Origin of the sequence: Saccharomonospora sp. NPDC046836, from assembly GCF_040645195.1 — a bacterium.
Taxonomy (GTDB): Bacteria; Actinomycetota; Actinomycetes; order Mycobacteriales; family Pseudonocardiaceae; genus Prauserella_A.
On record NZ_JBEYXW010000042.1, the window covers coordinates 31,402 to 48,599 of the forward strand.

At 67.9% G+C, this 17,198-nt stretch carries 18 protein-coding genes and 2 pseudogenes; 7 read left to right on the plus strand and 13 right to left on the minus strand.

Annotation, left to right across the window (positions count from 1 at the left end):
• Positions 1 to 77: 77 nt before the first annotated feature.
• The 6 genes from ABZ863_RS30730 to ABZ863_RS30755 all read right to left on the minus strand — a co-directional run bounded on the left by ABZ863_RS30730 (position 78) and on the right by ABZ863_RS30755 (position 4,617).
• A complete protein-coding gene (locus tag ABZ863_RS30730) occupies positions 78 to 782 on the minus strand; it encodes a hypothetical protein (RefSeq protein ID WP_358542791.1) in 705 nt (234 codons plus the stop codon).
• A 28-nt stretch (positions 783 to 810) separates the two neighbouring features.
• Entirely contained in the window at positions 811 to 1,263 is a 453-nt protein-coding gene (locus ABZ863_RS30735; protein WP_358542793.1) for a YbaB/EbfC family nucleoid-associated protein, read from the minus strand.
• Complete coding sequence (locus ABZ863_RS30740) at positions 1,260 to 1,775, minus strand: hypothetical protein (RefSeq protein ID WP_358542795.1); 516 nt, start codon at positions 1,773 to 1,775, stop codon at positions 1,260 to 1,262. The genes ABZ863_RS30735 and ABZ863_RS30740 overlap by 4 nt, the downstream gene beginning before the upstream one ends.
• 33 nt (positions 1,776 to 1,808) lie before the next feature.
• Complete coding sequence (locus tag ABZ863_RS30745) at positions 1,809 to 3,365, minus strand: putative T7SS-secreted protein (RefSeq protein ID WP_358542796.1); 1,557 nt, start codon at positions 3,363 to 3,365, stop codon at positions 1,809 to 1,811.
• Complete coding sequence (locus ABZ863_RS30750; protein WP_358542798.1) at positions 3,365 to 3,829, minus strand: hypothetical protein; 465 nt, start codon at positions 3,827 to 3,829, stop codon at positions 3,365 to 3,367. The genes ABZ863_RS30745 and ABZ863_RS30750 overlap by 1 nt, the downstream gene beginning before the upstream one ends.
• A 107-nt stretch (positions 3,830 to 3,936) precedes the next feature.
• Positions 3,937 to 4,617, minus strand: coding sequence for a TetR/AcrR family transcriptional regulator (locus ABZ863_RS30755; protein ID WP_358542800.1), 681 nt, complete (start codon positions 4,615 to 4,617; stop codon positions 3,937 to 3,939).
• Positions 4,618 to 4,696: 79 nt separating this feature from the next.
• Between ABZ863_RS30755 and ABZ863_RS30760 the strand changes: the two genes are divergently transcribed.
• Positions 4,697 to 6,244 (plus strand): MFS transporter, encoded by a 1,548-nt coding sequence (locus ABZ863_RS30760; RefSeq protein WP_358542803.1) that lies wholly within the window; start codon positions 4,697 to 4,699, stop codon positions 6,242 to 6,244.
• Between the two features lie 187 nt (positions 6,245 to 6,431).
• Here ABZ863_RS30760 and ABZ863_RS30765 read toward each other — a convergent pair whose 3' ends face one another.
• The 3 genes from ABZ863_RS30765 to ABZ863_RS30775 are packed head-to-tail and all read right to left on the minus strand — an operon-like array spanning position 6,432 to position 8,999.
• A complete protein-coding gene (locus ABZ863_RS30765; protein ID WP_358542805.1) occupies positions 6,432 to 7,121 on the minus strand; it encodes a GPP34 family phosphoprotein in 690 nt (229 codons plus the stop codon).
• 22 nt (positions 7,122 to 7,143) lie between these two features.
• Positions 7,144 to 7,746: a response regulator transcription factor gene (locus ABZ863_RS30770; RefSeq protein WP_358542807.1), complete on the minus strand. Its 603-nt coding sequence runs from the start codon at positions 7,744 to 7,746 to the stop codon at positions 7,144 to 7,146.
• On the minus strand, positions 7,743 to 8,999 hold the full coding sequence (locus ABZ863_RS30775) for a histidine kinase (RefSeq protein WP_358542809.1): 1,257 nt from the start codon (positions 8,997 to 8,999) through the stop codon (positions 7,743 to 7,745). The genes ABZ863_RS30770 and ABZ863_RS30775 overlap by 4 nt, the downstream gene beginning before the upstream one ends.
• Before the next feature lie 211 nt (positions 9,000 to 9,210).
• On the opposite strand from ABZ863_RS30775, the gene ABZ863_RS30780 reads away from it, so the two are divergent.
• From ABZ863_RS30780 to ABZ863_RS30790, 3 genes and pseudogenes are all read left to right on the plus strand, one after another.
• On the plus strand, positions 9,211 to 10,095 hold the full coding sequence (locus ABZ863_RS30780) for an ABC transporter ATP-binding protein (protein ID WP_358542811.1): 885 nt from the start codon (positions 9,211 to 9,213) through the stop codon (positions 10,093 to 10,095).
• Between the two features lie 35 nt (positions 10,096 to 10,130).
• Entirely contained in the window at positions 10,131 to 10,850 is a 720-nt protein-coding gene (locus ABZ863_RS30785) for an ABC transporter permease (RefSeq protein ID WP_358542813.1), read from the plus strand.
• Positions 10,851 to 10,876: 26 nt separating this feature from the next.
• Positions 10,877 to 11,661: pseudogene (locus ABZ863_RS30790) on the plus strand (alpha/beta hydrolase).
• On the opposite strand, the gene ABZ863_RS30795 reads toward ABZ863_RS30790, so the two are convergent.
• Positions 11,645 to 12,817 carry a sigma-70 family RNA polymerase sigma factor gene (locus ABZ863_RS30795; RefSeq protein WP_358542832.1) on the minus strand — a complete coding sequence of 391 codons (1,173 nt, stop codon included), beginning with the start codon at positions 12,815 to 12,817 and terminating at the stop codon, positions 11,645 to 11,647. The pseudogene ABZ863_RS30790 and the gene ABZ863_RS30795 overlap by 17 nt on opposite strands.
• Positions 12,818 to 12,825: 8 nt before the next feature.
• Complete coding sequence (locus ABZ863_RS30800; protein ID WP_358542816.1) at positions 12,826 to 13,233, minus strand: YciI family protein; 408 nt, start codon at positions 13,231 to 13,233, stop codon at positions 12,826 to 12,828.
• Positions 13,234 to 13,423: 190 nt separating this feature from the next.
• Here ABZ863_RS30800 and ABZ863_RS30805 point away from each other — a divergent pair, with 190 nt between their 5' ends.
• The gene (locus tag ABZ863_RS30805; protein ID WP_358542819.1) at positions 13,424 to 15,136 is read left to right on the plus strand and encodes a thiamine pyrophosphate-binding protein; all 1,713 of its coding nucleotides are present in this window, start codon (positions 13,424 to 13,426) and stop codon (positions 15,134 to 15,136) included.
• Between the two features lie 103 nt (positions 15,137 to 15,239).
• On the opposite strand, the gene ABZ863_RS30810 is transcribed toward ABZ863_RS30805, so the two are convergent.
• On the minus strand, positions 15,240 to 15,674 hold the full coding sequence (locus ABZ863_RS30810; protein WP_358542822.1) for a VOC family protein: 435 nt from the start codon (positions 15,672 to 15,674) through the stop codon (positions 15,240 to 15,242).
• A gap of 164 nt (positions 15,675 to 15,838) precedes the next feature.
• On the opposite strand from ABZ863_RS30810, the gene ABZ863_RS30815 reads away from it, so the two are divergent.
• On the plus strand, positions 15,839 to 16,402 hold the full coding sequence (locus ABZ863_RS30815) for a dihydrofolate reductase family protein (RefSeq protein ID WP_358542824.1): 564 nt from the start codon (positions 15,839 to 15,841) through the stop codon (positions 16,400 to 16,402).
• Positions 16,403 to 16,515: 113 nt separating this feature from the next.
• Here the strand turns inward: ABZ863_RS30815 and ABZ863_RS30820 are convergent.
• Positions 16,516 to 16,683: pseudogene (locus ABZ863_RS30820) on the minus strand (integrase core domain-containing protein); the annotation flags it as partial.
• Positions 16,684 to 16,887: 204 nt separating this feature from the next.
• Here ABZ863_RS30820 and ABZ863_RS30825 point away from each other — a divergent pair.
• On the plus strand, positions 16,888 to 17,198 hold a 311-nt coding region (locus ABZ863_RS30825; RefSeq protein WP_358542826.1), incomplete at its 3' end, for a DUF222 domain-containing protein.

A 17,198-nucleotide genomic window follows, 5' to 3' on the forward strand; every position in this document is an offset into this window, starting at 1 on the left:
TTCCTCACGGCGCGGCGCGCCGTAACTGTCAGCCCGCCTCCGCTCCCGCGGAGGCGGGCTTCGCCGTGACGGTTGAGTCACGACCACGCGGGCATGCGGTCCAGGATGTCGCAACGCAGGTCCAGCGCCGGCACCAACTCATCCGGGTCGCGGTGGTCCTGAACGGGGTCGAGCACGTCCAGGTACTCGCCGCGCAGGTAGACACCACGGAACTCGCGAGGGTCGGTGAGCAGGAACTCCACGAGCGCGGTGCCCAGCACCGCATGGCCGAACCGGTCGTCCTCGGTGAGCACCTCGAACCGCCGGTCGAACTCGGGGTTCCCGGTCACTATGCCGCCGAGACCGAGCGCGCGGTTGACCACGTTCTGCGCCGCCACCACGCGCTGGATGCTGAGCATCGGATGCGCCGCGGGGGCCGCCACCCAGATCGCCCGCTCCGGCAGGTGCCTGCCCTGGTAGACGGTGTCGAACGTGGCCGCGACGAACGGTCGGCCCCTGTGCGTCCCTGTCACCACGTCACGCGCGCTTTTCGCGCGCGGCGGATGGGTGAGCGGCTCCCACCGGCTGCGCCGGTCGTACTGCCGGTCGTAGAGCGCCACATAGGAGTCGTCCCGCTCGGCGAATGTCCAACCGCGACTCACGGCCGTTTGGTACAACCGGTCGAGGGACGCCCTGGAGTTGTTCACAAAGGACCGTCTGATCCAGATCACCAGTGCTGCCACCGCACCCAACACCAGCACGGTGCCACCGATCACGATCGCGAGAACGACGCCCGTACTCACCTTTCCCCTTCCGCCGCTGCCCTGTGGCTTACCGGCCCAGTACCCGGAAGTCCTCGAAGTCGTCGTCATCCGTCCGTTGTGGACGGGCTGGTGAAACCGCGACCGGCCGCTGATCACCGAACATCCGCGCGTCCTCTGCCAGCACCCTGTCCAGCAGGTCGGTGTCGCCCATCGCGCGGCGCACCACCTCCGCCTGCGCCGTGGTCGCGGCGACGCGTGCCTGCGCGATCGTCTGCTCCACGCTGGTGGACAGAGCCGTGGGCTGCACCGCCCGCACCTGGTCGGAGAAGGTGACCCGCTTGACCGCACCATCCGGCCCGGCGACCACGGTCACCACGCCGTCCGGCGACGTCGCGGTACCCGTGACATCGCTCAGTTCCTCGGTCATCCGCTGGTAGGTCTCCGCACGCGCGCGGTTGTCCGCGGCCGCGGTGTCGATCGCCTCGATGCGCCGCACCAGCCTCTTGGCCGTCTCACTCATGACACGCCTCCCGGTGCTGTCCCGCCCTGCTCTGGCCTGATCGTCTCGATGAACTTCTGGAAGTCGTCGATCACCTGCGGGAACTGGTCGAGCCGCGAGGTCAGCACGGTCTGCAGCACCGCCCGCCTCGCGGTGCCCGCGACGTCACCGAAACCCATGAAGACCTGGTACTGCACCAGGTACTGCTGCTGTCCGGACAGAGTCACCTCAAGGCGGACCGCCTGCGTGTGAACGGGGTTCTCCGCCGTGCCGCCTTCGCTGGTGCGGCCGACCTTCACCTCGCGCGCGCCCAGCCGCAACCGCTCGACGGACTCCTCCGCGACCACCGACAGCGGGACATCGGCCTCACGCAGCTCACCGGTGATCGTGACGTTCGGCGTGAACCCGCCACCGCCGGATGCCGGGTGCAGCGCGACAAAGGCCGCCTCGGGGGTACCGATCTCGTCCGGATCGACCGATCTCCAGCCCTCCGGCAGGGAGAACTCGATCGGAACCGGAAGTGTCGTGGCCATTGTTCGCCTCTCTCGTCAATCTCTGGCAATGGCTCAGAAGCCGAGGAAATTGCCCACTGCGCCGGCAGCATCGCGAACACCCGAGGCGACGTCGCCGACCGCGCCGGCAGCATCGCCGACCGCGTCGACGACCCCGCCGGGATCGATGGTCACATCGAAGCCGACCTTGCCACCCACACCAAGGGCCGCGCCACCCGAGGCGCCGATGTGGAACTTGCCGTCATCGCCCATACCGAACTGTGCGCTGCCCTGGATACCGACACCGGCCCACGCCTCACCGTTCACACCGGCACCGACACCGGCCACCTCGGCGCCGACCTCCCCGCTGGCCCGCGCCCCGGCGAACGCCTCACCACCGGCCTCGACACCGGTCAGGCCGATACTGGCCTGGCCGGACGCCTCGGCACCGGCCATCGCCTCGCCGCTGGCCGACACGCTGCCGTGATCGCCGAAGTTCATCTCGCCGCCCGCCTCGGCACGTGCGCCGACGAAGGCCTCCGCGCTGCCTTGCGCACCGAACGCATCGACGCTGCCCTCGGCCCCTGCCGACGCGCCGACCATGCCCTCGGCACGTCCCTCCGCGGTGACTCCGCCGCCGAAGTCCAGTTCTCCCTCGGCGCTGCCCCTGGCCAGGTATGCCTCGGCGTTGGCACCCGCGTTGATCCCATCCGCGGTGACTTCGTAGTAGTTACCGGCATTGGCTCCCAGCAGCGAGCCCTCCGCCTTGCCACGGCCGGAGAGCCAGCCGGCATCGAAGTCACCCTCGGCGGAGCCGCCCATCCATTCGATGCCGGTTCCGTTCTCCCAGCGCCCCTCCTCGAGGCCGAGCATCTCGGAGAATGGGATCTCGATGCCGAACTCGGCGAGCGTGTCGCGGAGTTCGTCGTGCAGCAGGCCGTCAGCCTGGCTACCCCATTCGCGCTGGTAGCTGCGTCCGTGCTGGTTCTGCTGCCAGCCGCCGGGATCCTCCTCGACCCACTGCCCGGTCTCCGGGTCCCAGCGACGCTGCGTCTGCCGCTGACCGGCGCCCCACTCGTTCTCCCCGAACGGGCGCGTGTACCCGCCCTCACCGTCCGACTCGAACCCGAGCGCCCGCGCGACAAGACCGCCTGCCTGCTCGACCTGCTGACGCGCAGCGTCCAAAATGGCCTGTGCCTCCTGCGCGGCGGCCTGGCCCGGATCCTGGAAAATGCCGATGGCCTCGCCGACCGACTGCGCGACCTGGGCCAGTGCGTCGTACCGTGCCGCCGCGGCCCGGCTCGCGGCCTGCGCCTGGTGGTACAGCTCGATCGCGCGCTGCGCCTCGCCCTGGCCCCAGGTCAGCACATCGCCGAAGTCGCACAGCGACTGCCCGCCCTGGCCTGCGGCCTCCACCGCCCGTATCCACTTCGGAGGTTCGTTGCCGAATGCCGACCGGAACGCGTTGCTGGCCTCGCCCACCCACTGCACGGGATCGATCCGGCCCAGGCTTCCGCCGATCTCGTCGGCCGTGGTGATGGTGCCGATCAGCTCCCGCAGGTCGCTGGTTATCACCTCGGGTTCGCCCGGGATGAGGTCCTTGGGATTGTTGGTCTGCCCCAGTTCAACCATCACACAGTTCCTTCGTTCCCGGAGTTCGCGTCGCCGTCGGCGTTTCCGCCAAGGACACTCCCGATCGCGCCGCTCGTTGCCGCACCCGCCGCGCCACCAATGGCGCCGCCGACGGCCGGACCGCCGTAGTCCGCGATCATGTCCCCGAACCCGGCCAGTGTGGCGCCGGTCCCGGCCTCGGTCTCCTGGTACCGGCCAGCGGCTACGCCGAGGTTGCTGCCGAACTCCTCGGCCTGGTCACGCAACGCCTCGACCTGTGCCTTCAGCTGCTCGACGAACTGCTCCCAGCCGGTCTGAACCCCGGGGTGGCCGTAGTCGCCGCTCGGTCCTCTCCAGACCATGCTCGCCACGCCACCGACAGCCTCGCCGATCCTGCCCGCCGTCTCCCGCAGCTCATCGGGAACCGCACCGAAACCCGTCACCTGCCCGAGCCCCCTCGTCAACCTCGTTGGTGAATCGTCCACAACATACTGCTCAGTTGAGCACTAACATTCACCACGACGCACGGGTGCCGTCAATGGTTCCGTAGAAGGTTGGACCTTTCTTGCGAAAGCCGAGCGGGGCTGGAGCGTCAAGTGTGCGTGGTGCTCACGTGGTGGGCTCCGGAACTGTCGAAATGCTCGCGTTCCAGTGCTTCGCTGTGCGCCAGCAGAGCAGCGTAGTCAACGGCGGCACCCTGGAGGAGCGTCTCGATGACCTTCTCTGCCTCGTCGTCGCTCAGGTGCTGGCCGAACAGCACACGGTAGTGCGCGAGCGAGGCGATGACGTCGAGGAGTTGCTCGACATCGACGTCATCACGTAAGTCGCCACGGTCGACGGCGCGGCGCAGGGTTTCCCGCACGGCGTCGCGAGATGGTTCGACCACGGTCTGCACATAGCGTTGCTGGAGTTCTGGATCCCGGACGCACTCGGAGTACAGCGCGATGTAGGCATCCGGGCGAATGGTTCGATAGGCCGCGAGGAAGATGTTGAAGCTGTCGCCGATGTCGCACAGCGTGCACCCCGTGTCGGGAGCTGTCGGCACGTCGAGGCGGCTGCCGATCGCTGCCAGAACCAGCGCGGGCCGGTTCGACCAACGTCGGTAGATCGCCGGACGCGAGGTTCCCGCGCGGCGCGCGACTTCTTCAAGACTCACGTTCGTGTAGCCGACCTCGTCGAGTAACCCCAGGGTGGCGGCCAGCACGGCCGCGTCGATGTGCGGATCACGGGGTCGCCCTCCCGGGCGCGCGTTCGTGTCGCTCGGATCGGCCATGAAGTCAATGTTACGGGTCGTTCCGTAATCCTGTACCGTTACGTATCGATACGGAACGTTTCTCTGGGAGGTCAGCACGATGAGCGAACCAGGCACAGACCGAACTCACCAAGCGCCGACCAGGGCGACCGGGCGGGAGTGGGCAGGGCTCGCACTACTGGTGCTGCCGATGCTGGCGGTGGCGGCCGACGTCACGGTGCTCTTCTTCGCCATGCCAACGCTTTCCGCCGACCTGCAACCCAGCGCGACCCAGGCGTTGTGGATCGTTCACATTTACGGCTTCCTGATCGCCGGCTTCCTCGTCGCCGCAGGACGGCTCGGCGACCGCATCGGTCCCCGTCGCCTCATGCTGATCGGCTCTGCGGCTTTCGCCACCCTCTCCGTGGTGGCCGCGTACTCCACCAGCGCAGGCATGCTCATCGCGGCCCGCGCCGCACTCGGCATTGCGGGCGCGACACTGATGCCGTCACTGTTCTCCCTCCTGCGCACCATGTTCCGCGATGACACCCAGCGACGATTCGCCATCGCCATCCTGTTCAGCGCCTTCTCGGTCGGCGGCGCGGTGGGTCCGTTGTTGGGCGGGGCGTTGCTGGCGTACTTCTGGTGGGGATCGGTGTTCCTCATCAACGTCCCACCACTGGTCCTGCTCCTGATCGCGGGGCCGAGGCTGCTGCCCGAGCGTCAGGACGGCAACCCCGCACGCATCGACCTCATCAGCGTCTTCCTCTCCGTGTCCGGGATGCTTGCGGTTGTCTATGGGCTTCAGGAACTCGCAGCCGGACACGAGACCGGTACCGGCTCCGCGTGGTCCTACCTCGCCATCGCTTTCCTCGGTGTCTGCATCCTCGCCCTGTTCGCGCGCCGCCAGCGCCGCCTCGACAACCCGCTGTTCGACCTGGCGCTCCTGCGCAACCCCGGCATGACGGTATCGCTGGCGACCCTGTTGTTGGTGGGTGTCGGCGTGGTCGGCATCTTCTACCTGTTCACCCAGTACCTGCAATGGGTTGCCGGCCTGTCCCCACTGCACGCCGGACTGTGGACCCTGCCCTACATCGTGCTCAACATCGCCGGAGCGATGCTGGCGCCAGTGCTCGCCAACCGGCTGCGCACGGCCACGGTCGTGACAGGCGGGATCGTCATCGCCGCCATCGGAGCCGGGGCTCTCGCGTTGTTGGCCGGCACCGGAGCGGCGCTTCCAGTGCTGGTGGGAGCCATCTCGCTCATCGGCTTCGGTCAGGGCGGGGCCATGGCACTGATCAGCGACCTCATCATCTCCAGTGCCCCAGCGGAAAAAACCGGCTCCGCGGCGGCAGCCCAGGAAGTCGGGGGCGAACTCGGCAGCGCACTCGGCGTCGCCGTAGGCGGAGCGGTCGGAATGTTGGCCTACCGCGCCTCGTTGACCAGCAATCTCCCCGCGGACGCCCCGGAGACAGCTGCGGCAGCGGCTCAATCAAGCATTCACGAAGGAATCGCAGCCGGCGAGAACCTGCCGGAACTCCTTCGGACAGTCCAGGACGCCGCCGCCCACGGACTACAGACCTTTGCCGGCGTCGGTGGGGCCATCGTGATACTGGCCGCCGGGTTCGTCGTCGCCGTACTCGGGAGAAAGAACGAGGCGAAAGTATGAAGGGCCAACTCGATCAGTTTGCTAGCGCTGCTCGACGACCCGGAATTCCAGGACGTCGGTGAACTTCCTGCCGGGTGACAGGTTCAGCCCAGCAGCGCGCTCGGCCCCGGCCATCGAAGGAATCTAAATAGTTGCTCGTGATCGCCGCGTCTGTCGCGTTAGGACACCTGATCGCGAGCGCCCACCCCTACTGTGTTGACGCTGACGTGACCACGGAGATGCTGACCGCAGCGGTCGACACTGCGATCGCCACGGCGGTCCGGGTCACCGCGGTGCTCACACCCTCGGCACCCCAGTGGCCCTTCTCGATTTCCTTCGCTCGCTTGTAGACCTTGCCCGACCACTTGATCGGAGGCCGCAGAGCGGGCAGGGCGCCACTCGAGGAGAGCAGCGCGATCAGCGCCCCGGTGCGGGTGTCAGGGCTCTCGCCGTCTTCCAGCACGGCACGGATCTTCCGCCGGAGCTCCGCCTCATGCCCAGTGTCCTCGGCAGGCAGCATGGTCATGGGGAACACGCCCAGTACCCGCTTCTTCTCGCGACGGATGAGGCCACGCTCGATCAGCCGGTCGATCACCGGCTTCCGGAGGCCGCCCCCGATGTGGAGCAGGAGTGGCTGGACGCGCCGAGGTCGCTCGGCGACCTTCTCGTAGGCGGACTGGAGCAGCGGGTCCGAGAGTGAACCATCCCCGACCGCGAGGACTTTGGGGCCGTTCAGGCCCTCGCCGCCTTCGGTCTCGACCCTGCCGCGGAGCGCCAGCTCGACGAGCACGGCGCCGCCGAGGGTGTAGTGCAGGGTGCCCGCCGCGGCAGGGGTCCCCGTCTCGTCGTCGAGCAGCAGCATCATCAGGTCCTCGACGAGCAGCATGTCGTTCTGCATGTTCTCCCCCGTTTTCTCGGTCTTACAACCAGTCCTGTTGGCGTGCGTACCGGGCCGCTTCGTGCCGGGTCTGGGTCTGGGTCTTCTGCATGGCGTTGGAGAGGTAGTTGCGCACCGTGCCCTGTGCGAGGTGGAGCTGGGTGGCGATGTCGGCGACCGAGTAGCCCTCGCTGGTCGCGCGCAGCACGTCGATCTCCCGGTCGGTGAGCGGGCAGTCGTCGACGACGGCGAGCGCGGAAACATCCGGGTCGATCCAGCGCTTGCCTTCGTGCAGTGCGGTGATGACCGCGGTGATGTGCGCGGGTTCGGCGGACTTGCTGACGAAGCCCTGTACCCCGAGCTTGAGGGCCTTGCGGAGCACTCCGGGTTTGGCGTGGCGGGTCAGCATGAGGATGACCTGGTTCGGCCTGGTGCGGCGGATCTCCGCGACGGCGCCGAGACCGTCCACACCCGGCATCTCGAGATCGATGACGAGCACGTCGGGTTGGTGCCGCAGGGTGGCATCGACGGCCTGCTCGCCGTTCTCCGCTTCGGCGAGCACGGTGACCTCACCCTCCAGCGGGAGCAGCGCGGCCATTGCCTTGCGGAGCAAGGCTTCGTCGTCGGCGAGCACCACAGTGGTCACTGTTCCGCCTCCCCGGAATTCAATGTGTTGGTTGCTTTGGGAGACGGAGGTTCTGTCTGGTCACGTACTTGTGGCTGGCTCGCGTCACGTTCCCCTGAGGTGCGGTTGCGAAGCACTCGGCCTGACTTGACCTTGCGGTTGACACAGAAGGCCGCGGCTGTCAGGAACTTTCCGTTGTCCTGTTCGACTGTCAGTTCACCTCCGTCGGCGGCGACGCGTTGTTCGAGGGCGGCCAGTCCCCGCAGCTCGGGCAGCGGCGCTTCCTGAGCTCCGTCGTTGACGATGGTGATGCTCGACTCCGACAGGGTGATCCGCACCCGCGTCGCCTGGGCGTGACGCAGGATGTTGGTCGTCGTCTCGCGCAGGACCTGGCCGAGCAGTTCGCTCGCGCCTGGGTCGACGTCTGCTTCGCGGTTGATGCGCACCTGAATGCCCGCGGCCTCGAAGAGGTTCCTCGCGTTCTCCAGCTCGGCGGAGAGATTGAGCCGCCGCTGTGCGTAGGCGAGCTCCTTTGTCTGCGTGATGGTGTCGCTGACCAGGGCGTGGATCTCCCGCAGCTCCTGTTTGGCTCGCTCGGTATCGCTGTCCACCAGTTTCTGGGCGAGCGCCGTTTTCAGCTTCACCACGTGGAGGGTGTGGCCCTGGATGTCGTGCAGGTCGCTGGCGAACCGGACGCGTTCGCGGATGACCGCCAGCTCCGCTTCCCGCTGCCTCGTCTCCTCCAGCTCCGCGACGACGTCGTAGAAACGCTTGTTGGGGAACATGAGTCCGGTCCCCACCGCCGTGACACCGGTGGGGATGAGAACGTACTGGATCAGACCACCGGGAAAGTCCTCCTCCGACACCAGCAACCCAGCCGCACCTACTGCGGCGACGAAGCCAGCCAGCGCAAAGGCTGCCGCGCCTCGGTGGCGCGGCAGTTGGGGGATGACGAGGGGGCCCACGACGACGAGGCCGTAGAACGCCGCCGTACTGTCGGCGGCCAGCACTCCGAAGACCCACATCACCGCGGTGACGGCCAGGCACGGGAGCGCGACGCGCAAGACCTCGCCTGCCGCCCACCGCACGAAGGCCACCAGGGCCGCCACCACGCCCGCACCCAGGACGAGGGCTTCCCACCAGGACCGGGCGTCGACGGCCACCACCAGCACCCCGACGACGGCAAGCAGCGGGATAAACAAGGTGAGGTTGAGTTTGCGTAGCTGTCCCTGCGCCGGCTCGGTGTCCTCGGACACCGCATGTGTCGGGCTCACTGTTCCTCACCTGGTTGCCGAGCGGTCGGGTTGCGCAGTCGGACCGCGACTGTCCACATCAGCCAGGTCCACGGTCAGCCTCCCCAGTATTGTTCCGATCTGCGGTGGCCACCAGTGACGCTGCGTCATATGTTCACCCCAAGGAATGTCATGGGGAAGTGATGACGTGGTTGCACTGGCAGATGTGGGCTGGTGCCATTGAGATCTAGACATGAACTCCACACCAGTGATCGACGTTGACCGGTTGAATCTCAAGTATGGCGACTTTCATGCCGTGAAGGATCTGTCCTTTCAGGTGCGGCGGGGCGAGTTCTACGCCCTGCTGGGCACGAACGGGGCGGGTAAGACCTCGACCTTGGAGACCATCGAAGGGCACCGTGCTCCGACGTCGGGCACGGTACGGGTGCTGGGGAAGAGCCCGCAGGACCGGGCTGCCGTGCGCCCGAAGATGGGCATCATGTTGCAGGAGAGCGGCTTCTCGCCGGATCTGACGGTGAAGGAGTCGGTCCGCCTGATCGGCAAGCTCACCCAGCGCACCGACCGGGTGGAGCGGGTGCTCAGCGTCGTGGATCTCACGCGCAAGGCGAACACGAAGGTGTCGCAGCTCTCCGGTGGGGAGAAGCGGCGGCTGGACTTCGCCACGGCGGTGTACGGCACGCCGGAGCTGGTGTTCCTGGACGAGCCGACGACCGGTTTGGACATCCAGTCCCGGGACGCGGTGTGGGACGCGGTGGACAAGCTGCGGGAGGACGGCTCCACGATCGTGCTCACCACGCACTATCTGGAGGAGGCGCAGCAACGCGCCGACCGGATCGGCCTGATGCACCGGGGAACCTTCCACCAGGAGGGCACCGTCGCCGAGCTGACGCAGACGCTGCCCGCGATGATCAAGTTCGTTCTTCCGCCGTCGGCTCCGGCGCTGCCGTTGCAGGGCAGGCGGGAGACCGACGAAAAGTTTCTGATCGAGACCCATCACCTGCAGAAGGACCTGTTCACCCTGCTCCGATGGGCGCAGGACCACGCAGTGGAGCTGCGAGAGCTCGAGGCGGGCCCGACCCGGCTCGACGACGTGTTCCGCGCCATCGACAACAGCTAGCCCATCGCATTCTTCCCACAAGGGGGACCTCAGTCATGCTTTCGATCGCTCTGAGCGAGCTGATCCAGATCTTCCGGAACCGCTCGGTGCTCATCACCAGTTTCGTGATGCCCATCGCGATCTGCGCGTTCTTCGTCTACCAACACGAGCTCTTCGCCCAGATCGGCAGCCTCGGCTACATCGCCGCGATCGTGATGTTCACGGTCAGCGCCTTCGGGCTCTACACCAGCGCGGTCACCACGCTGGCCTCGCGCAGGCAGAACCTGTTCCTCAAGCGGCTGCGCTCCACCGCCGCCGGGGATGCCGGCATCCTGACCGGGCTGGTGCTGCCGGTCACCGTCATCGCGCTGATCCAGGTGGCCGTGATCATGACCGTGCTGGGCGTGGTCACCGGCATGCCGGACAACATCGCGCTCCTGGCGCTGGCCGTCGTCGCCACCGTCGCCATGATGATCGGCCTGGGCCTGGCCACCGCGGGGCTGACCAACTCCCCCGAGCACGCCCAGGTCACCACGCTGCCCGTCAGCCTCGGCGTCATCGCCGTGGCCAGTTGGATCGGCATCACCGGCACCGAGGAACTCACCCTGCTCAAGCGCCTGCTCCCCGGTGGCTCGGCCACCGAACTCGTCATGAACGCCTGGAACGGCGGCATCGCCCTCGCCGACTCCCTGCTCCTGCTTGCGCCCACCCTGGCCTGGGTCCTCGTCGCCGTCGTCTTCGCCTCCCGCCTCTTCCGCTGGGAACCTCGCCGCTGAGCACGATTGCCCCGGGAGGAGCACCGATGCGCAAACCGGTCCTGGCCGTTCTCGCCGCCGCTGTGGTGGCGACGGTGACCCCGCCGAGCGCGTCGGCGGCGACGACGCCGGGCACGCTCAGTTGGGGGGCGTGCCCGGCGGACGTCGCCAAGCCCGGTCTGGAGTGCGCGACACTCGATGTCCCACTGGACTACCGCAACCCCGACGGACAGACGATCGAGATCGCGGTGTCCCGCCTGGCCAGCACCAACCCGGACAAGCGCCGGGGCGTGCTGCTGACCAACACCGGCGGACCGGGCGGGGCTGGGCTCGCGACGGGCCCCCGCGGCTGGGACTCCTCGTTCGCGGGGATGTTCGGGCAGGGCGTCGAGGACAGGTTCCCGGACTTCGCGAAGTTCGCCGCCGCCCACCCCGAGTACGGCCTCGGCCGGACACCGCGACAGGTGCGGGCGAAGTACTTCGAGCTCGCCGCGCGGCTGGACGCGAAGCCACACCCGGACGGTTACAACGGTCAGGCGTTCCGCTTCGTCACGTTCTCCAGCCTCTACTACGACCGGAACATGCCGCAGCTGGCCGAGATCTGGCGCGCGCTCGACACCGGCAACCCGGCGCCGGTGCCGGGGAGCTGCACAAGGCCTTCGGCGACCGGGCCCGGATGGTCACCGCCGACCAGGGCGGCCACCTCGCGTACCTGTTCCTGGACAACCGGTGCGCCAATGACGCCGCCACGAACTTCCTGGTCACCGGGCAGCGTCCGCGGCGCGACGTCGCCTGCGGCGCCGAACCCGCCAACGTCACCGGCGGGCGTTGAGCCGGGCGGCTTGGCGCGTCAGGTGGTGACGCTCGGCGAGGTTGGGTGCCTTGTCGGCCGCCTCGGCGTAGAGCCGTGCCGCCGTCGCCAGGTCGCCGTCGCGCTCGTGGAGGTACGCCGCCACCGCGGTGTGGCGGGGCAGTGAGTCATTCAGCGCCGCGAGTGCCGCCAGCCCGGCGCGCGGTCCGTCGGCCTCGCCGACGGCTACCGCGCGGTTGAGCCGGACGACCGGGCTGTCGGTCAGTCGTTCGAGCTCGTCGTACCACTCGACGATCTGCACCCAGTCGGTCTCCTCGGCGGTGGGCGCGTCAGCGTGGAGTGCCGCGATGGCGGCCTGGGCCTGGAACTCGCCCAGCCGGTCGCGGGCGAGGGCCGCCTGCAGGATCTCGACGCCCTCGGCGATCAAGTCGGTGTCCCACCGGCCGCGGTCCTGCTCGACGAGCGGTACCACGCTGCCGTCGGGTGCGGTCCGGGTGGCGCGCCGGGCGTGGTGGAGCAGCATGAGGGCGAGCAGCCCGGCGACCTCGGGGTGGTCGATCGCGGCCGTGAGCTGCCGGGTGAGCCGGATGGCCTCTGCGGCGAGGTTGACGTGATCGGCCCTGTCGGAGTAGCCCTCGTTGAAGACCAGGTAGAGGACGCGCAGCACGGTGGCGACGTCGCCGGGCTGGTCGAACCGCACGCCCGAGACGGTGCGCTTGGCACGGCTGATGCGCTGCGCCATGGTCGCCTCGGGCACCAGGTAGGCCTGCGCGATCTGGCGGGTGGTCAGCCCGCCGACGGCGCGCAGCGTGAGCGCGACCGCGGACGACGGCGTCAGCGACGGGTGGGCGCACAGGAAGTAGAGCTGGAGCGTGTCGTCCACCGCGGGTGTCGGTGCCGGCTCGGCGTCATGGTCGCTCGGCGAGCCTCGCTCCGCGTCGACAAGGTCCTCACGCCGGCGGCGGGCAGTGTCCGCCCGGGTCGCGTCGAGGAACCGGCGCCAGGCCACGGTGACCAGCCAGCCCTTCGGGTCTCGCGGTGGGTCGGCCTGCCAGGCGCGGACCGCCTCCACCAGCGCGTCCTGCACGGCGTCCTCGGCCGCCGCGAAGTCGGCTCCGCGGCGGACGAGGATTCCGAGCACGCTCGGCGTGAGGCTTCGGAGCAGGGCCTCGTCCATCGGTGAGGTCACTCCGTGATGGTGGGCGACACGCCGTAGAACGGGCGCAGCTCGAGCCACTCGTGGATCGGCTCCCCACCCGCCCCAGGGGCGGCCGACAGCTCCCCGGCCAGCTCGACAGCGCGCTCGTAGCTGTCGACGTCGATCACCATCCAACCGGCGATGAGGTCCTTGGTCTCGGCGAACGGCCCGTCGGTGACCGGCGGGCGCCCCTCGCCGTCGTACCGGACCCACGTCCCCTCGGGCGCGAGCGCCTGACCGTCTACGAACTCGCCTGTCTTCTCGAGCCGGGCCGCGAAGTCGTTCATGTACTGCACGTGCGCCGAGATCTCCTCCGGCGTCCACTGGTCCATCGGCACGTCGTTGGCCGGAGCCGGGGCGCCGCGGTAGTGCTTGAGCAGCAAGTACTTGGCCATCGTGTTTCTCCTCGATGCTGGTGCGACCCATTCTGGTCGCATTCACCACGGGGACGGAGCCGGTCGCGGGTTCTCGACATCGCCGGCCGAAGTTTTTTTTGGCCAGCCGTATCTCACCCTGAAGAGGTGGAGTCACGTCCGGTGGCCGATGCCACCCTGCCCCCAGGGAGCGGGAGTGAGAGGAGGAATCGTGACTACTACGACCGCGCACTCGACAGTGACCAGCCAGACCGTCGGGGACTTCCTGCTGCGGCGGTTGCGTGAGGCGGGTATCGCGCACCTGTTCGGGGTCGCCGGCGATTTCAACCTCGAGTTCCTGCTGCAGATGGAAGACGGCGGCGATTTCGTCTGGGTCGGCAACTGCAACGAGTTGAACGCCGCTTACGCGGCCGACGGGTACGCGCGCCTCAACGGCCTCTCGGGTCTCGTCGTGACTCAAGGTGTCGGAGCATGGAGCGCCATCAACGGCGTTGCCGGCGCCTACAGCGAGCACGTCCCCGTCGTCTGCGTCTGCGGGTCGCTTCCGCTGAAGTCGCTGGACCGCGGCCTGCTGATGCACCACACGACCGCCGACACCGACTACGACTCTGTCCTGCGCGGTTACGCCCAGGTCACGGCGGCACAGACTCGGTTGACGCCACGGAACGCAGCGGCCGAGATCGACCGGCTCATCCTCACCGCCTGGCAACGCAAGTTGCCGGTCTACCTGGAACTGCCCTCAGATATCGCCTACCTGAATGTCGAGGTTCCGGCGGAGCCGCTGGAACTCGCGATGCCGCCGAGCGATCCCGAACGGCTGCGCACGTGCGCCGACTCCATCGTGGCCCGGCTCGCCAGCGCGCGTTCGCCCGCGATCCTCATGGACCTCGACGCGGACCGCTTCGGTGTGAGCGGTGAACTGGAGGAGATAGCCGGCAAGCTGCAGATCCCCATCGCCGCCATCAATACCGCCAAGGGAGTCATCGACGAGACCAACCCGCACTTCCTCGGCCTGTACGCGGGGGTAGGCAGCAAGCCCGACGTCCGCGACGCGGTGGAGACCAGCGACGGCCTCCTGGCGGTCGGTGTGCGGCGGGTCGACACGACCTCAGGCGGGTTCAACGACGCTCTTCCCGCGGAACGGATCGACGCCCGTGGTGACTCCGTTGACATCGGCCCGGACAACTACCAAGCCGTCTACCTGAAGGAACTGCTCCGCCGGGTCGCCGACAGCGTCCCATCACGTCAACCGGTATCCCGCCGCATGGCTGACGAGACCCACGAACCGACCACGACGGTGCCGTCCGGCCCACTCACGCAGGCCGCGTACTGGGCCATGATCCAGGACTTCGTTCGCGAGGGCGATGTGCTCATCGCCGAGGACGGCACCTCCGAGGCGGGCGGCTGGGGGCTGCAGCTCCCGCCACGCTGCTCCTTCATCACCCAGGCCGTCTGGGGCTCGATCGGCTACACGGTCGGATCGGTACTGGGCACGCTCCTGGCCGCGCCGGAGCGGCGCCACCTGCTCTTCGTGGGCGACGGGTCGTTCCAGCTCACGGCCCAGGAAGTGTCGACGATGCTGAGGCACGACCTGAAGCCCATCATCTTCCTGATCAACAACGGCGGCTACACGGTCGAGCGCACCATCTGCGGTAAGGACGGGCACTTCAACGACGTCGCCAACTGGGCCTATGCCGAACTGCCGAAGGTCCTGCACCCGGGGACGACCGCCAGGACATTCGTCGTGAGGACCACGGCCGAACTACAGGAAGCGCTGGCAGCCCCGCACGACAGCATGATCTTCATCGAGGCGGTCATGGACAAATACGACGCCCCGCAGGCCGTCATCGACGCCGGCCACGGAATGGCGGAGGTCGACTACGGCCCACGCGGACCCCAGCACCGGCCCGGCGTCCAGATCTGATCGGCGGGACGCACTGTGTCGGGTCCGGTGCCGCCGTCCCGGCGCGCCACCCTGGCCAGCGCCGCGACACCGCTCTCGCCAGCGAGGACGCGTTCGCGGCCCCTCAGTCGAGACAGAACTCGTTGCCCTCGATGTCCTGCATCACGATGCACGACTCGTTGACGCCATCGGCACGCAGCAGTCGCACGCGTACCGCGCCGAGCGCGACCAGTCGTGCGCACTCGGCCTCGAGTGTGGCGAGGCGCTCTTCACCCACGAGCCCGGTGCCGACCCGCACGTCAAGATGCAGCCGATTCTTGACGACCTTGCCTTCGGGAACACGCTGGAAGAACAGTCGCGGGCCCACACCTGAGGGATCAATGCAGGCGAACGCCGAACCCTGATGCTCGGGCGGCAGGGAGCGATCGAAATCGTCCCAGGTAGCAAAACCCTTCGGTGGCGGCGGTACGACGTACCCCAACACCTCGCACCAGAAACGAGCGACGCGCTCAGGTTCTGCGCAGTCGAAGGTGACTTGGACCTGCTTGACCGACGCCATCGGTCCACGATAGTGGCGCGTGCTGTTCACCGGGACTCCGGATTCATCATTGTTGCCAGCCGAACGGGTCGAGGTCTCGCATGACATGAGTGTGGCCTGACCGATGAGTTTTGCGCGCCGTGCTGGTCTGTACGCCGAATACCGACTCACGGGAGGCTGACGCCATGCGGAAACTGACCTTTGGCATGAACATGAGCCTGGACGGCTACATCGCCGCGCCCGGCGACGACCTCGGCTGGAGTGTGCCGAGCGACGAGTGGTTCCAGTGGTGGTCCGACCGGGTGGGGGCGACGGGCCTGGCGCTGTACGGGCGCAAACTGTGGGAGGGGATGAGCTCCCACTGGCCGACCGCCGACCAGCAGCCGGGTGCCACACCGGCGACGATCGAGTACGCCCGCCGCTGGCGGGACATGCCGAAGGTGGTGTTCTCCTCCACGATCAGCACGGTCGACTGGAACACCCGCCTGGTCACCGGCGACGCGGTCACCGAGATCACCAGGCTCAAAGCCGACGACGGCGGCCCCATGGACATCGCCGGCGCCACACTCGCCGCAGCGGCGATGCGGGCCGGGCTGATCGACGAGTACGCGATCGTCACCCATCCGGTCCTGGTGGGCGGCGGCACGCCGTTCTTCACAGCCCTGGACAACTGGGTGAACCTAACCCTGCTGGAGACCCGGACATTCCCCGGCGGCGTGCTCCTGACCAGGTACCAGACCAGGCGCTGAGTACCCCAACCTCGGATCGGCCCGGGCTTCGGGCCACCCAAGGATCTCGTAGCGCTGTGTTCCGAGCGGAACTGGTTGATCTCGACGGCGAGGGCATTGCCGTCGCCGATGATCGCGCGGTAGAGGTGTTCGTACTTCAGGGTGCCGAAGAACCGCTCGACCACGCCGTTGGTCTGCGGCCTCCTCACCCTGGTACGGACGTGTCGGAGCAGCGGGTCGTCACCGGTGAACGCCTCGAAGAAGGTGCCGCCGCGGAAGCACGGGCCGCTGTCGGTGTCCACCTCGATCGGCCAGCGACAGCTCGCCCTCAACACCGCCAACACGACCTGGATCTGCTCGTCCACCTGCACCTGCCGGGACGGTTTGCGCTGTCTGCTCACCCTGGCACCCTCCGTGACCCCAATCGCGGACCCTGCCACAAAGTCTGACGCACACCATGGCAGATTTGTCGAACACATGTTCGAGTCCTGTGCTACACTGGATGCGTGATCGGGAACGCGATCCCCGAGTCTTCGTTGGGGGATAAGGAACTTGTCGACGGCCTGCGGGAGTTGGAGCAGGGCCGTCGGGAGAGCTATGCCCGGGAGTTGGCGTTCATCGCGGAGATCGATGCCCGTGGCGTGGCCGGGACACTGGGATATGTCGGCGTGGGTGGGCTGGTGCGGGAGATGTTCAACCTCAATCCGGTCGACGCTCGTCGGATGGTCGCCCACGCCCGGGCGCTTACTCCCTCGGTCAGTACCTCTGGTGCGCCGATGCCGGCGGAACTGCCGGTGGTCGCGGGCACCTTACGTGA